This window comes from Hymenobacter baengnokdamensis, assembly GCF_008728635.1.
Classification (GTDB): Bacteria; Bacteroidota; Bacteroidia; order Cytophagales; family Hymenobacteraceae; genus Hymenobacter; species Hymenobacter baengnokdamensis.
On the sequence record NZ_CP044285.1, the window covers coordinates 1664482 to 1678981 of the forward strand.

Consider the following 14500-nt stretch of genomic DNA (forward strand, 5'->3'; position numbering starts at 1 on the left):
CTCGCACTGGCAGGGCGGGGTGTGGCGGAAGCCGAAGCTGGAAAGTGCGCAGACAGCGACGGCAAGAGAGGAAAATGGTATAGCTCTCATAGTATAACTTAACAACCACTCGGTTTAAGGCCCAAGGCATTCACACCACCTAATTCCTGATTGATAGCGGCAGCGATACGAGTTTTTTCTTGCTGTGAGAGGGCTTGGTAAGCGGAAGTCCTTCCCAACCCATTCCACGCCAAATCCTGGCAATACTGCAAACTAACATTGTAGCCTAATTGGGTACCGTATATATAAAGGACTTGGCCGATATCGTTTTTAAAGCTCGTTACTATTTGATTGTGCTGCGTGTTATTCTGCCCTGAAGGAGATTGGTAGATGAATGCATCTATCAAGTCTGGGTACTCCATGCCAAATTTAGTCGGGTCGTTTGAATAATAGGCAACTAGATAGGCGTGTACCGACTCGTGCATCATCGTTGCCATAACACTTAAATCAGTCGCGTTTTGTAACTGTTGAGCATCGAAGGTCGTTGTAACGGTATTATTTGGATAAGAAGAAATGGTGCTACCGAGCCAGCCAGGCGGGAGAGTGCCAACGTTAAGTTGCCAATTATCAGTTAAACTATTGAAATAAGTAATTGGTAGAAAAACGGAGTTAGTGCCATTGATAGATGTTTGACTGCTATATAATAAAATGGCACCCTTTAATGAATTATATGATTGAGTAAGGCATGGTGTTAAGTTATTGATAACTGCTAAGCTGTTTGTAGGGCTGTTCGGTGGCCCCTGAGGCCCACTACCAGGGTCATTAGGGCTGTTGCCGCCGTTGCCGGGAGTGCCGCCGTAGTCACCGGGGCCAGTAGGGGAGCCATCGCCACTGTTATAGCCGCCGCTATCATCGGAGAGCCCACATCCAGCCGAAGAGCCTAAGTACTCGCCCGTAATAGCGTTGTAATAGAACATACAGCTATTTACTTTATTAGTACTTGCTCTTTTCTGCTTATCGGTTGCAGCGGTAGAAGCTTTAGCAGTACTAACCTCCACCCCTTGAAACCATAGCTTAACCTGGCCCGGCAGTAGGGCTCCATCACTAAACCTGCGTCCATTTAGATAGTGATAACCAGCCGAATAGAGTAAAAATATTCCAGCTGCGTGAGTGGGAATAGCCAAAGATGGCTGTTGATAGCCGTGGTAGAGGCTGGTAAGTAAGGCCAGCGTATCGACCGGCATACCAGCTGGCTTCAATAGAAGCTCGGCAATGCTACCATGCAGAGCTTGGTCAGGCGTTCGGGCTATAAATAGGTAGCGAAAGCCTTGCCAGGGATTACCAGTGAAGGCTCCGGGGTCATTGGCCATTGGCACAACTAGCAGCGGAGTAGTCTGCGTCCCAATGCTTACTGCTTTTGTCCAAAGCAGACGCGTGCTTTTAGGGATTGCTGTTGGATAAGTACTTTGGTACCATGCCTGTGCCTCTACGATAGTCAGCCCGAGCGTTGAGGCCGCCGGGTTTGGCTCAATGTGTTGTTGAGAGCAGGAGGCCAGTATAGCCACCAAAAAACTTGCTAAAATTCTTGCGAGAGAAGTAGAATGTATTCGCATCTGCTTGTGCTTAGAGACTGTAGGCTATCCAAGTGCAAACATATAAATAATTGACCAAGAATGTTAAAAATTATACTGGAGTTAGATGCTATTTAGTAAGTGTGTGGAGTCGGGCGGCTGATAGCAGCTACGCGTGTTATAGCCCGTAATTATATTAGCTGTTCGCTGGCGCAAACTCCGTCACGGCCTCGCCCAGGTCCAGCACTTCCAGGCCCGGCAGCGCCGCCTGAATGATGCTGGCCCCGGCCGCCGAGCGGTAGCCGCCGGCGCAGTGCACCAGCACAGGCTTATCGGTCGGAATCTCCCTTATGCGCTCGCGCAGCTCGGGTAGCGGAATGAGCAGGGCGCTGGGGAAGAGCTTGCCGTGCGCCTCGGTGCGGTTGCGAATATCGACAATAGTGAATGTTTCGGGGTGCTGGCGCACAGCCGCAACCTCGACGGTGGGGCTGGTGGCGGGCTGCACGCTGGGCGCCAGCAGGGCGCCCTTAATATTGCCTTCGTAGCCGATTTTAGCCGTCTTCCGAATCACCGCGTCGAGCTGAATCTGGGTATCGGCCAGCAGGTAGAACTTTTCCTGGGGGCCAACGATGGAGCCCAGCCAGGTTTCGAACTTGCCGCCATCCTGCAGGTTGATGGCGCCGGGCAGGTGGCCGGCGCGAAATTTGGCGGCCGGCCGGGTGTCAATCACTAATACGCCGGGCTGGAGCGCCGCGTGAGGATTGAGGCGTGGCACGGCCCGCACGCTGTCTTCAAAATTGGGGGCGCCTAGTTTGTTAAGCTGCACGCCGTGGCCGAAATATTTGGGCACAAAGGGCTGGTCGGCCAGCAGCACCTTCACAAACTCCTGCTCCGACATGGGTTGCAGCGCGTAGTTGGTAGCCAGCTCCTTGCCAATGGTACTGTCGAGGTCGGGGCTGGTGGCTTTGCCGCAGAGCGAACCGGGGCCGTGGGCCGGGTACACGCGCGTAGTGGGCGGCAGGGCCATCAGCTTCTGGCGGGTGCTGCGGTAGAGCTGGGCCGCCAGGGCCTCGCGGGCATGGCCGCCCACGGCCTCGTTCTCGCGCAGGTCGGGCCGGCCCACGTCGCCCACAAACAGCGTGTCGCCGGTAAACACGGCGCGGGTTTGGGCCAGCTCGTCGATAAGCAGCACGCTGATGCTGTCGGGCGAGTGGCCGGGGGTATTAATGGCGTGCAGCTCCACGTTGCCCAGCCGGAGGCGGTCGCCGTCGTCAAAATTTTTGTGCAGGTAGCGGGCCCCCGTGAGCTTGCTGCAATAAATGGTAGCGTCGGTTTCCTGGGCTATTTCCAGGTGGCTGCTCACGAAGTCGGCGTGGGGGTGCGTCTCAATCACGGCCACAATCTCGGCCTCGTGCTCGTCGGCAAAATCGTAGTAGGGCTGCGGGTCGCGGCCGGGGTCGATAACGGCAACCTGCCGGCCGCAGCGAATGGCGTAGGAGGCGTGGGCCAGTCCTTTATCGTAAAACTGTTGAATTTGCACCGCGGGGGTGCTACTACTGGGAAGCGGCATGGGGTGGAGTGGCAGCTGTTGAGCTAAAGGCCTGATTATCGGGCTGCCGGGGTAGGTGTCAGGGTCAAATATAAACAAGCCGGCCTAACATTGCTGCGCTGGCGGCGGCGGTCCGCCGGGCATCGGGCACGAAAAAACCCCGGCCGTCGGACCGGGGTTTTGCCAAGGAAAAGGACGCGGAAAACTAGCTTTTGGCTTTGCTGCCGGGCTCGCCTTTCTCTTTATGCTGATGCTCCTGGCGCATGGCTTGCAGCTTGCCAAACTGCTCGGCACTGAGCACGCCTTGCAGCTGGGTCTGGTACCTGGCCTGGCCGGCTTCCATTGCCTGGTGCATGGCCTGGCGCTGGGCTTCGGCCGGGTACTTTGCCCGGATGGTAGCAGCTTCCTGCGCCTGGCTCAGCAGTATCTGATGTACTTTGGCTTGCTGGTCGGCACTGAGACTGAGCTTTTTGGTGAGCATAGCCGTGCGATGGTCGGCCCGCTGCTCGGGCGTTTTATGACGCTTGCCGTGGTGTGCTGTAACTGCGGTAGTAGCGGTAGCAGGCGTAGTTTGAGCAAAGCTGGCGGTAGCAAAGGCCATAGAAGCCAGCAGAAGCAGGGACTTTTTCATAAGGATAACAAATTTTTTAAGCAGAAAAAAGAAGAGAAAAGCAGGAAGCGCGGCCGCGCTGGCTCCGGATGCCTGGTCGTTTGCAAGGAGTAAGCCAAAAGAACCACAAGCCCAAAAAAGCCCTCTCCACGCCGATGGAAAGGGCTTTTTTGCCGACCAACAAACTATTACCGGCCTACCTGGCTGGTACTGTGCAGCTGCCCGATGCGGGCGGCCTTGTACTGCTGGTAGCGCACATACTGCGCGGGCGTGAGCACTCCGCGAATCAGCTCGTCTGATTTGGCGCGGTCGAAGGCCATGGCGGTGCGCAGGGCCGCGGGGTCGTCGTGGTGGGCGGTCAGGTCGGCATCCAGGTGCTGGCGGGTCAGCAGCAGCACCTGGCGCAGCCGGGCGTGCTGCTCGGGCGAGAGGCCCAGCTCCTGCGCTAGGCGTTGGGCCTGGCTGGCCACGGCCGCCTGCACGGCCGGCGTAGGCTGGGCCTGGGTGCTGGCCACTACCAAGCTAAAGAGAGCGGTAAGAATAAGGTTATTTTTCATAACAGCTTCAAGAAAAGCAATTCGGTAAAAGTAGGTTCCCCGGCCTTGGGCGGCGGGCAAAACGGGGGCGCCGCGCCGCCAGGCGGGGGCTACCCGGCCGGGTAGCCCCCGCCTGGCCAAACCCAGGCGGAGGCTGGTCGCGAAGTTTAGCGTATTTTCGGCCCGGCTGATTATCGCTCGGCCCTTCTTAAACGTGAAAAAATAGTTACTATTACCTCCCCCACCCGTTCTTTTACCTCCTTTTGCATGGCTAGTATTTTTGCCAAAAAACCGCTCGCCCAACTTCTGGGTGAAGCTAACTCGACCGGCCACGGTGCCCTGAAGCGCACGCTGGGAGCCGGTAACCTCGTGGCCCTGGGCGTGGGTGCTATTATCGGGGCCGGCCTGTTTGTGCGCACCGCCGCCGCCGCCGCGCAGGCCTCGGGGCCGGGCGTGACGTTGGCTTTCGTGCTGGCGGCCTTCGGCTGCGTGTTTGCGGGTCTCTGCTACGCCGAGTTTGCGGCCATGATTCCCATCGCCGGCTCGGCCTACACCTATGCCTACACCACCATGGGCGAGTTTGTGGCCTGGATTATCGGCTGGGCGCTGATTATGGAATACGCGCTGGGCGCGGCCACCGTCAGCATTGCCTGGAGCGAATACCTAAACAAGCTACTGGAGGTCTTTCATACCAGTATACCGTATAATCTGAGCCATTCGCCCTTCGAGCACGCCGTCATCAACGGCGTGTCGGAGCAAGGCTTTATCAACCTGCCGGCTCTGCTCATCATTGTGGCCCTGAGTTTGCTGCTGGTGAAAGGCACCCAGGAGTCGGCCCTGTTCAACGCTATTGTGGTGGTGCTGAAGGTGCTCATCGTTATCATTTTTATTGCCGTAGGCTGGCAGTTTATCAACCCCGCCAACCACACGCCTTATCTCATTCCGGACCACGCCGTAGTGAAAAATGCGGCTGGCGAAGTGGTGCGCACCTACGATGGCTTGTTTAAGCACGGCTGGGGCGGCATTATCGGCGGCGCCGGCATTGTATTCTTCGCCTTTATCGGGTTCGACGCCGTGAGCACGGCCGCGCAAGAGGCACGCAACCCCAAGCGCGATATGCCCATCGGTATTCTAGGCTCGCTAGCCATCTGCACAGTGCTCTACATCCTGTTTGGGCACGTGCTGACGGGGGTGGCCAACTGGCGCGAGTTTGCCGACCCGGCCCTGGGCGGCGAGGCCAGCGTAGCTTATGCTATCCGGGCGCACATGCCCGGCTATGGCTGGCTGGCTACGGCCGTCACGCTAGGTATCCTACTAGGCTTCACCTCGGTTATCCTGGTTATGCTGATGGGCCAGAGCCGGGTTTTCTTTTCCATGGCCAAGGACGGCCTCATGCCCAAAGCCTTCTCCGAACTGCACCCTCGCTTCAGCACCCCGTATAAATCAAATCTCATGCTGATGGTCTTTGTGGGGCTGTTTGCAGCCTTCGTGCCGGGCTCGTTGGCCGGCGACCTCACCTCGTTTGGCACGCTGCTCGCCTTCGTGCTCGTGAGCCTTGGCGTATGGATTATGCGTAAGTCTGACCCCGACCAGCCGCGTCCGTTCCGCTCGCCGCTTTCCACGCCCAGCTTCCCGCTGGTGCCCATCATGGGCGCTATCGTGTGTACGCTGCTGATTGTGGGCCTCGACTCGTTTACGCTGCAAGTAGCTTTTGGCTGGATGCTGCTCGGCTTTATAGTGTATTTCCTATATGGTAAGCGCAACTCAATGCTTCAAAAAGGTATCGTAGTAGTACCTACGGAGATGGACGAGGAAGCTTTTATCAAGCCTGACCCCAACAACCGGTAGTTTTTAAGCGTCGACTATCCTAAAAGCCCCGCCGGCAGTAACGCCGGCGGGGTTTTTGCTTTCCGGCGGAAGCCAGAACTGAATCAGCCGGCCGTCGTTACCTCGCTCCGGAGCTTAAGGACCCGGTCGCCATTTTGCTGCACGATAAGCAGGGCCGGATTATCGGCCGAGCCGGCGCGGTGGATGTCGCTGCCCTTTAGCTTACGCGTAATGGGCTCTTTGTGAACAGATTCAATTTTGCCGGTTGCGGTGCCGGTGCCGTATTTCCAGCTAACTTGGGTGCCTTTGCGCATACGTGAAGCGAAGTTAAAATAGTGTCTTTTTAACGCTGCCGGCGGTCAGAAGATTCGGACCACGCGGGTTTATTGGGGTAGCGGCACCAGGATGGCCCTGGCGGCCGGCGGGGTTTTTACGTAAGCAAACGGCTCGTAAAAAAGCATTAGCGCTTATTGCCCGACCTTTGCCGCATGGTTAGAGTACTTTTCCTGTGTCTGCTGGCACTTTCAGCCGTTGCCCAAACCCCCCTCTCGCCCGACAACCGGGCGCTGTACGGCATCATCAACCGCAGTAGCGGGCGCTGCCTCGATGTGGCGCGGGCTGCCACCACGAGCGGGGCGGCGGCCGTGCAGTGGGAGTTTACCCACGCGCCCAGCCAGCAGTGGCACCTGGTTAGTATTCGGGAAGGCGGTGAATATTACCGCCTCGAAGCCAAGCACAGCGGCCAGTGCCTGACGCTGGAAGTAAACGCCACGGCGCCGAGCGGGGCCAATACGCCGCTGGTGCAGCGGCCCTTTACGGGGGGGCTGGGCCAGCAGTGGCGGCTGGTGCCCACCGGCCCCCCCGGCTCTTTTCAGCTCGAAAACCGGCTCGATGGGCGGGTAGCCACGCTGGCTACCAACGACAAATTCAATAATACGGCTATTGTGGCGGCGCGTGGGCTGGGGAGGGTTAGTCAGCAGTGGCGCTTGTTTCAGCTGCAGCTAAAGCTGGCTGCCGGCCCGCCCTACTTTGCCGCGCCTGAGCCGCTGACTGCCCTTAGCTCACCTGCCGGCAACGAGCTGCAGCCGGTGCCGGCTCCCGATGGCAAAACGCTATACTTCACGCGCACCCGCTTTGCCGGCAACGTGGAGGGCGTGGCCGAGAGCGGTGATATCTGGTTGAGCCAGAGCGCCGACCAGGGTCGCACCTGGGCAGCCCCCACCCACCTCGACAGCCCGCCCGGCCTGAATACGGCCCAGAACAATGCCGTGCAGGCCGTAGTAGGCGCGGCTGGTAGCCCGGTGCTGCTGCTGCGCGGGGCTTATGACGGCGCTGGCTTTCACGATGAGGGAACCTCGCGGGTGGCGGTGGCGGGTACTGCCCGGCCCGTGCCGCTACGCATTGCGGGGTATTCGTCGAGCAGCCCAGCCACTGGCTTTTATATGACGCCGGATGAGAAAATTCTGCTGCTGTCGCTGGAGCGGGAAGACTCGCAGGGGGCCAACGACCTGTACCTCAGCCGGCCCGATGGGGCCGGCGGCTATACCACGCCCCAGAGCCTGGGCGCAGTAGTAAACTCGCCGGGCTATGAGTTCGCGCCCTGGCTATCGGCCGATGGCAAGGCCCTCTACTTCAGCTCGTATGGCCACCAGGGCTATGGCTCGGCCGATATATTCGTGAGCCAGCGCCTCGATGAGAGCTGGACGAAGTGGAGCCAGCCCGAAAACCTGGGTCCTCGCTTCAACGGGCCGGGCTACGACGCCTTTTTTGCCCTGGGGCCCGATGGCACGGCGTACTATGCCAGCACCGGCGCCCGCGATACCTCACCCAAAAAGCTATTTCGTACTCCGCCGGGCCCGCCGCCGGTCATAGACTCCACGGCCATCATCGCCGCCGCGGCCGACCCCATGAGCCAGCCGCGCGCCATGCTTACGGGCCGGGTGCTGGATGCCCGCACCAGCCAGCCGCTGGCCGGCGGGGCCGAAGTGCAGGCCCTGATGATACGCGGGCCGATTGATTTCCGCAGCACGGCCCACGCCGACCAGGTAGGCTTCCAGATGTCGCTGGCCCCCGGTCGCTACCGCCTCACTACTACCGCCGGCCTGCTTACGCGTGTCGATACCCTTACGGTGCGGGCGGGCGAGTCGCGCCGCTACGAGCCGCGCCTGACGCCCGCCACCGTAGGCTCGCGCCTCGACCTGCCCGACCTGCTGTTTGTGCAAAGCCAGGCCAAGATGCTGGGCTCGTCGTACGCGACGCTCAACCGGCTGGCCGAGTCGCTGAAGGATAATCCGCAGCTGGAGATTCGCCTGGAAGGCCATACCTCAAATGAACCGCCCGCCGATAAAAATCAGGTGCTCAGCGAGCAGCGCGTAGCCGAGGTGAAACGCTACCTGGTCAGCAAGGGCGTGGCCGCCAGCCGTATCACTACCGTTGGCTACGGTGGCTCGCGGCCCAAGTTCTCCAACGACCGCGAGGAAACCCGCAAGCTCAATCGCCGGGTGGAGCTGGTTATAACCAAGTAATAATCAGGGCAGTATAAACTAGTCAGGCTTCGTAACCCGCGCGCGTTACTACACGTTGAAAACGTAGCTGGCAGGCTGCTGGCTACCTAGGCAGGCCGGGCGGGTAACTATTGCGCACCGCCGCCAAGTCGGGCCGGGCTACCGGTTTTTGGCGCTGTGTTGGTGGCGGGCGGGCCGGCCTGAGTAGCTTTACAATTCGTTTTGCTTCATACTTATGCCCCCCGCGCTCAGGAAAAACTTTATTTCGAAAACCAAGCTGGGCAGTTGTTCTATCATCCGGCTGGGTATGTGCGGCTGGCGTGGAGCAGCGAGCGAACAACGACGGAAATCGTTAAGGCTTATTATGAGCAGGCGCTGGCGCTGCTCCTGCGCACTACCTCGCACCTTATCTTATCTGACCACGGCCAGCGGGTTCCCTTGCTACCCGAAGCTCAGAGCTGGCTTACAACCAACTGGATACCTCGCGCTATCAGCCAGGCACACGCCTACCACTGCGCGATTGTAGAGGGCGTCAACCCCATGCACCGCCTTTCCACGCAAAGTGTGGTGAGTGCCGCGCCACCCGGCTTTATATTCAAGCGCTTCGATACTATTGCCGAGGCCGAAGCCTGGCTGCTTAGTATTGCGTAGATAGTAAATGGCCTTAACCAAACGAAGCCCGGCCGATTGGCCGGGCTTCGTTGGTAAAAAGCGCTGGGTAGCTTCGCTTATTGCTTGGTGAAGCGCTGCACGAAGCTGTGCTGGCCATCGCTGGCCCGCAGCAGGTAGAGGCCAGCCGCCAGGCCCGAAACGTCGAGCTGGCCGTTGCCCTGGTAATGAGCCGCGGGCACGATAGCCCCACGCACGTCCAGCACTTCTACTTTCGTCAGCTCGGCGTTTGAGCTGAGCGAGAGCGTGAGCAGGGAAGTAGCCGGGTTCGGGTAAGCGCTGAGCACGGCATCGCCGCTGATGGCCGTGGGGCCCGCGAGCGAAGCCGGCGTGGCCGCGATAGCCGCGCCACCGGTAATGGTGAGGCTATAGTCCTCCGTTTCGCCATAGGTGTAGCTGCCGCAGCTGGTGGTAGCCGAGTTGTCGCTCATCACTACGCGCATCCGGGTAGTACCATTCTTGGCCGTAGTGGGCACCGTAAACGTGCTGGCCAGGGTGCCGCTGCTGCTGCTGCTGCCGCTTACCACCAGCTCACCGGTATCGGTGAAGACGCCGTTCTGGTTGTAGTCGATGTAAATCTTCCAGTACTCGGTATAAGCCGAGCCCGTGAAGCCCGCCGAGAAATTAATGGTCTGGCTTGAGCCGGCTGCCACGCTCGTGCTGCTGGCCGAGCCGTCGTAGTAGCCACCATCGGCCCCGCTGGTGCGGTTAATGGTGCCCAGCTTCACGAGGTCAACGTACTCGTAGCTCTGGGTGCTGCCTTTGCTGGTGCAGTACGTAGTGCCGGTGGGGGGAGGCGTAGTGCCACCGTAAGCCGCGCCCACGCCCACGGCGTACCAGGCGTTGGTTACGGCCTGCACCTGCGTCGAGCCCGCGCCATACAGGTCGGTAGCGGCCTGTATAGAGTAGCTGCGGGCGTTGGCGTAGGTTGAAGAGGCCGTCATGTACACGCTTTCGGTACGGAAGAGAATCTTCGCCGCGGCAGTAATGCCCAGCGCGGCCACCGAGTAGCTGCTGCCTGCTTCATTAGTGCCGGTTTTGCCCACGCTGATGAGGTAGTACCAGTAGTTGAGCACGCCCGAGTTGGTGTGCACCCCACCATTGTCGCTGGTGCCGGTGTACCAGTATTTGCCTTTGTACAAAGCCGGCTGGCTATACAGGTTAGGATTGCTCATCGAGCGCAGCGCGCCGCCGGCCTTCATAATGTCCTCGCCAATATCCCAGGTCGATTTGGTGAGGCCCAGGTTGGCGCAGGTATACTGCTCTACGCTGGCGCCCCAGCAGTCGGAGAGGCCCTCGTTCATAGCGCCCGACTCGTTGGAGTAAGTCAGGTTGGCGGTGCTCTGGCACACGGCGTGGCCAATCTCGTGGCCGCACACGTCCAGCGCCGTCAGGGGCTTAAAGGTCGTCGCCCCGTCGCCGTAGGTCATTTCGGTGCCGTCCCAGTAGGCGTTCTCGTAGCTGGTGCTGTAGTGCACGTAGCTCCTGATTTTGGCGCCCGCATTGTCGTAGCTGTTGCGGCCGTGTACGCCCTTCCAGTAGTCGTAGGTACTTTGGGCGCCAAAATGCGCGTCGCCGGCTACGTTGTCGTAGTTCGAGTTGTTATACTCAGCGGCCGTCCAGTTATTGTCGGCATCCACAAAGTCGACGGCAGCCGTGTAGCTGGTGCCTTTCTTCATGTTGTACGTTTCGATGCCCTGGCCGCGGGTGTACTCGCGCAGGTGGTAGCCGCCGGTGGTAGTTTCATCGGCCAGCGAGCGGGTGCCGCTGTAGGCGGTGGCAAACGTGGCCGTGCCGCCGGTAGCGTGCTTAATGATGGCATCGCGCAGCACCACGTCGCCCGTATTGGCATTTACGTAGTAGTAGGCGCGGCTCACCGGCTGCTGGGCGTACACGTTAAATTTCCAGGCCAGCACCAGCGGGCCGGTGTTGTCGGTGCTGGTGCGGTTGTCGCGCACCAGCACCAGCTCACCCTGGGGCTTGTAGGTGGCGGCCGGGTTGCTGTCGCGTACCTTCAGGCCGGCTTCTTCGGCGGCATCCTGCCACATATACTTCGGGGCCCCGATGGCGGCCAGCGCCCGGCTCAGGGCTGCCTCGGCGCTCAGGGTGGGCTGCACGCTCAGCTCGGGCACGGCCTCAAAGTCGCCGCTGAGGCTTTCAATCTGGCCGCCGCGCGAGTGGGCGGTGTACGTAGCGTGCTCCACCTTCACGCCTTTGTAGTACTGCTCAAACTTCTGGTGGCTGAAGCCAAGCTGGTCGGTTTCGACGCGGGCCGGCTTGAGGTCGTCGCTGGCTTGCAGCGGCAGGTGCTGGCGCAGCACCTGGGCCGCATCGGCCGAGCGGAAGCGGGCCCGGCCCGCCGGGGAGAACTGCACGAGGGTCGGCTGGCCGTCGGTGCCTATTTCTTTGGCCTGCACCAGGTTATCCTGAGCATTGGCTACATGGGGGAAGGCCGCAACACCCAGGACGAGCCAGGCTGCTGCATGGTACTTGTGGAACATAGAGAATTGGTTTGGTAAAAGAGAGAATGATTGTTGCCCGAAGGCCGTGCAAGGTAGCAAGATTACATGACCTGCCTAATTTATTGTTTATGAATTAAAAATGAAGTAATGTAGCAACCCGATTCCATTGATGTTCAGTCTATTCGACTAGCTGACACAAAAAAAAGTCCCTTTTCACTTCGGAAAGAGACTTTTTAGATGATGCTTGGCTGAAGAAAATCAGGCCAGGCCAGTTACTGCGGCTGGTTGGCCCAGAAATTGATAATCATGAGGAATAGCATAATATCAAGAAAATAATTTCTGATAAAGCCCGAATCTTATACATTTTTTGGGTCCTGAACGCGTTGTCGGCGGCCTCTGGCGGTGGGTTCCTCGTCGCCGAGCAACAGGCCCCAGGGGCGCAGGCTTTCGATACGGTCAAACACTATTTTAAGAATGGCGATGATGGGCAGGGCCAGAAACATGCCGGCTACCCCGCCAATGGCATTGCCCACCAGCACGCCCACGATAGCCACCAGCGCATTTACTTTAATTTTGGAGGCCACGATGCGCGGAATGAGGAAGTGGTTGTCGATGAATTGAATAGCCGCGTACACCGCCACCACGCCCAGCGGATAGCCGTAGCCCTGCTTGCTCACAAAGGCCATGAGTACCGGCAAGGCAATGGCAATAAGGCCCCCGATGTACGGAATAAAGTTGAGTAGCGCGCCCAGCACGCCCAGCAGCAGCGCATACGGAATGCCCAGCGCCAGCAGCCCCACCACGTTGAGCACCGCCACAATGCCGCCCTCAATGAGCAGCCCCACCATGTAGCTCTGAATGGCAGCCTTGCTTTCGCGCAGCACTTCGGCCACGCCGGTATCGCGCCGCCGGCCCGAAAATACCTGGGTCAGAAAATCGACCAGCCGCCGCTGATAGAGGAACAGCAGAAATATATAAACCGGAATAAGTGTAGCCATTACCAGTAAGCCCGATATGGCGGCCAGCGTGCCGCCCAGCAGGCCCGCCGCCCGACTGCTGGCCTCGTTCACGTAGCTCATCAGCTTCTGGTTGGTGAGGCCAAAGCGGGCATTGAGCCACTGCGTAAGCTGGGTAGTAAGCGCCAGCAGCTTGGTTTTGAAAAGCGGAAGCTGGCTGGAGAACTGAACTGCCTCTATATAGATAAAATAAAACAGGCCCAGCGTGACGGCCACACCCAGCACCACCGTGAGGCCGATAGCCAGCAACTGGGGCACCCGGTGCCGCAGCAGCCACTGCTCTACCGGATGCAGCATGATGGCAAAGATGGCGGCAAACAGCAGCGGGAAAATAAGGTCGGCGGCCAGGTGCAGCGTTAGCACAAGCAGCGCCAGCCCGAGCAGGATAAGCGGGGCTTTTACGTAGAGGGGCAGCGCCAGCTCGGTAGGCTGCTTGGGGGCGGGTGGGAGGGGTGTCATAAGAAGAAGCCCACCTGGTGGCCGGCCGGCGAAGCTACGCGTCAGGGGGCAGCAGGTTGCGTAACTAAGCTCGGGTATTCGCCGTTACGGCACGGTGCTTGTGAGTGAGAAATTACCGCGAGTACTTACTCCTTGCCAAACCATGAAAAATAACCGGTTCTTTCTCGCCTTTCTTTTGGTGGCTGCCCTTCTCGGCAGCACACTCACCGCCCAGGCCCAGCGTCGCTTCAGCCCAGAGGCTAAGGGTACTGTTATCGGGGCCGGCAGCGGCGCTATCCTGGGCGCCGTTATCGACAAGCATAACCGAGGCGTGGGGGGCATCATTGGGGGCGTGGTAGGGGCTGGTGCCGGCTACGCCGTGGGAAAGCACATCGACAATCGCCAGAAAAAGCGCGCAGCTGCGGCTTCCGAAGCTGAGCGGGAAGCTGCTTACCGCGAGGAGGCTGCCCGCCGCTCGGCCGTTGCCAGCCGCACTACCACCCGCGAAACCGGGGTGCGGAGCTATGGCCCGGCTGCCGGCGTGGCCGGTGCCACGGCCCTGGCGGCAGGGGCCGCCGGCACGTCGCTAACGGCCTCGGCAGCTAACTACCTGCCCAACCCTGCTCCGGCGGACCCCGCCAATCCTTATGCCGGCTCACCCTATCGCCAGCGCAGCTGGTAAGCTTTTATAGGGTAAACCAAAAGCCCAGACCATTTGGCCTGGGCTTTTGGTTTAGTCTTCCTTCCCTCATTCTTCTTAAAAACACCTCAATTATGCGTATTTCCCTGGCCCGTTTTGTGTTAATAGGGGCACTGCCGCTGCTGGCTGCTTGCAGCAAGTCGGCCGGCACAACGGCTACTGCCGCCACTGCTGCCGACCTCGACCGCGAGTTCATTATGGCCTGGAACAATAAAGACCTCGAGAAAACGCTTGGCTTTCTGGCCGATGATGTGCAGTTTTTGCAGGGCAATGCTCATTTCAGCGGCAAAGCGGAAGTAAGTGATAAGTGGGTGCGGGCAACCCAGTCGAGCATCAGCAACCTGAAAACCAGCGTGGTAAGCTCTGAGTCGAGCGATAAGCTGGCGTATGAGGCGGGCACGTTTTCGGTCGATGTGCTGCCGGTGGCGGCGGGCCAGCCGGCCGGCTACGGCGAAGGCAATTTTCTGCTGCTCTGGAAGCCCGCTGCCGATGGCACCTGGAAGCTAAGCTATGCGCAGCTCGAAGACCTGCCGGTGCAGCGCCGCAACTAGCCGGCCCCGTAAGCAGCACGTTACTAACCGTACAAAAAGCCGCTGGGGTATCCCGGCGGCTTTTTGTACGGTTAGCCTGTACCGGGCC

General features: G+C 59.5%; 12 protein-coding genes. 5 read left to right on the forward strand and 7 right to left on the reverse strand.

What is annotated here, in order from left to right; genetic code table 11:
* Positions 1-98: 98 nt before the first annotated feature.
* From F6X24_RS07005 to F6X24_RS07020, 4 genes are all read right to left on the reverse strand, one after another.
* Positions 99-1349 (reverse strand): hypothetical protein, encoded by a 1251-nt coding sequence (locus F6X24_RS07005; protein ID WP_191906488.1) that lies wholly within the window; start codon positions 1347-1349, stop codon positions 99-101.
* Positions 1350-1746: 397 nt separating this feature from the next.
* Positions 1747-3120, reverse strand: coding sequence for an MBL fold metallo-hydrolase (locus F6X24_RS07010; RefSeq protein ID WP_151087323.1), 1374 nt, complete (start codon positions 3118-3120; stop codon positions 1747-1749).
* A 184-nt stretch (positions 3121-3304) separates the two neighbouring features.
* On the reverse strand, positions 3305-3730 hold the full coding sequence (locus F6X24_RS07015) for a hypothetical protein (protein ID WP_151087324.1): 426 nt from the start codon (positions 3728-3730) through the stop codon (positions 3305-3307).
* Between the two features lie 167 nt (positions 3731-3897).
* Complete coding sequence (locus F6X24_RS07020) at positions 3898-4266, reverse strand: hypothetical protein (protein ID WP_151087325.1); 369 nt, start codon at positions 4264-4266, stop codon at positions 3898-3900.
* Positions 4267-4512: 246 nt separating this feature from the next.
* Between F6X24_RS07020 and F6X24_RS07025 the strand changes: the two genes are divergently transcribed.
* Positions 4513-6093: an amino acid permease gene (locus tag F6X24_RS07025; protein ID WP_151087326.1), complete on the forward strand. Its 1581-nt coding sequence runs from the start codon at positions 4513-4515 to the stop codon at positions 6091-6093.
* 83 nt (positions 6094-6176) lie between these two features.
* On the opposite strand, the gene F6X24_RS07030 is transcribed toward F6X24_RS07025, so the two are convergent.
* Positions 6177-6386: a hypervirulence associated TUDOR domain-containing protein gene (locus tag F6X24_RS07030; protein WP_151087327.1), complete on the reverse strand. Its 210-nt coding sequence runs from the start codon at positions 6384-6386 to the stop codon at positions 6177-6179.
* 174 nt (positions 6387-6560) lie between these two features.
* Between F6X24_RS07030 and F6X24_RS07035 the strand changes: the two genes are divergently transcribed.
* Together F6X24_RS07035 and F6X24_RS07040 are read left to right on the forward strand one after the other, a co-directional pair.
* On the forward strand, positions 6561-8597 hold the full coding sequence (locus F6X24_RS07035) for an RICIN domain-containing protein (protein WP_151087328.1): 2037 nt from the start codon (positions 6561-6563) through the stop codon (positions 8595-8597).
* 201 nt (positions 8598-8798) lie between these two features.
* The gene (locus F6X24_RS07040; protein WP_151087329.1) at positions 8799-9227 is read left to right on the forward strand and encodes a hypothetical protein; all 429 of its coding nucleotides are present in this window, start codon (positions 8799-8801) and stop codon (positions 9225-9227) included.
* A 77-nt stretch (positions 9228-9304) separates the two neighbouring features.
* Here F6X24_RS07040 and F6X24_RS07045 read toward each other — a convergent pair whose 3' ends face one another.
* Positions 9305-11746: a M4 family metallopeptidase gene (locus F6X24_RS07045; RefSeq protein WP_151087330.1), complete on the reverse strand. Its 2442-nt coding sequence runs from the start codon at positions 11744-11746 to the stop codon at positions 9305-9307.
* Between the two features lie 317 nt (positions 11747-12063).
* Positions 12064-13182, reverse strand: coding sequence for an AI-2E family transporter (locus tag F6X24_RS07050; RefSeq protein ID WP_151087331.1), 1119 nt, complete (start codon positions 13180-13182; stop codon positions 12064-12066).
* Positions 13183-13360: 178 nt separating this feature from the next.
* On the opposite strand from F6X24_RS07050, the gene F6X24_RS07055 reads away from it, so the two are divergent.
* Together F6X24_RS07055 and F6X24_RS07060 are read left to right on the forward strand one after the other, a co-directional pair.
* On the forward strand, positions 13361-13843 hold the full coding sequence (locus F6X24_RS07055; RefSeq protein WP_229725494.1) for a YMGG-like glycine zipper-containing protein: 483 nt from the start codon (positions 13361-13363) through the stop codon (positions 13841-13843).
* Between the two features lie 92 nt (positions 13844-13935).
* On the forward strand, positions 13936-14412 hold the full coding sequence (locus tag F6X24_RS07060) for a YybH family protein (RefSeq protein ID WP_151087333.1): 477 nt from the start codon (positions 13936-13938) through the stop codon (positions 14410-14412).
* The last annotated feature ends 88 nt before the right edge of the window (positions 14413-14500 follow it).

Excerpts from the sequence above, each read along its gene's own strand:
- F6X24_RS07005 (WP_191906488.1), bottom strand. The coding sequence starts at position 1,349 with ATGGCCAATGACCCCGGAGCCTTCACTGGTAATCCCTGGCAAGGCTTT.
- F6X24_RS07020 (WP_151087325.1), bottom strand. The coding sequence starts at position 4,266 with ATGAAAAATAACCTTATTCTTACCGCTCTCTTTAGCTTGGTAGTGGCC.
- F6X24_RS07025 (WP_151087326.1), top strand. The coding sequence starts at position 4,513 with ATGGCTAGTATTTTTGCCAAAAAACCGCTCGCCCAACTTCTGGGTGAA.
- F6X24_RS07030 (WP_151087327.1), bottom strand. The coding sequence starts at position 6,386 with ATGCGCAAAGGCACCCAAGTTAGCTGGAAATACGGCACCGGCACCGCA.
- F6X24_RS07060 (WP_151087333.1), top strand. The coding sequence starts at position 13,936 with ATGCGTATTTCCCTGGCCCGTTTTGTGTTAATAGGGGCACTGCCGCTG.
- F6X24_RS07035 (WP_151087328.1), top strand. The coding sequence starts at position 6,561 with ATGGTTAGAGTACTTTTCCTGTGTCTGCTGGCACTTTCAGCCGTTGCC.
- F6X24_RS07050 (WP_151087331.1), bottom strand. The coding sequence starts at position 13,182 with ATGACACCCCTCCCACCCGCCCCCAAGCAGCCTACCGAGCTGGCGCTG.
- F6X24_RS07045 (WP_151087330.1), bottom strand. The coding sequence starts at position 11,746 with ATGTTCCACAAGTACCATGCAGCAGCCTGGCTCGTCCTGGGTGTTGCG.
- F6X24_RS07010 (WP_151087323.1), bottom strand. The coding sequence starts at position 3,120 with ATGCCGCTTCCCAGTAGTAGCACCCCCGCGGTGCAAATTCAACAGTTT.
- F6X24_RS07015 (WP_151087324.1), bottom strand. The coding sequence starts at position 3,730 with ATGAAAAAGTCCCTGCTTCTGCTGGCTTCTATGGCCTTTGCTACCGCC.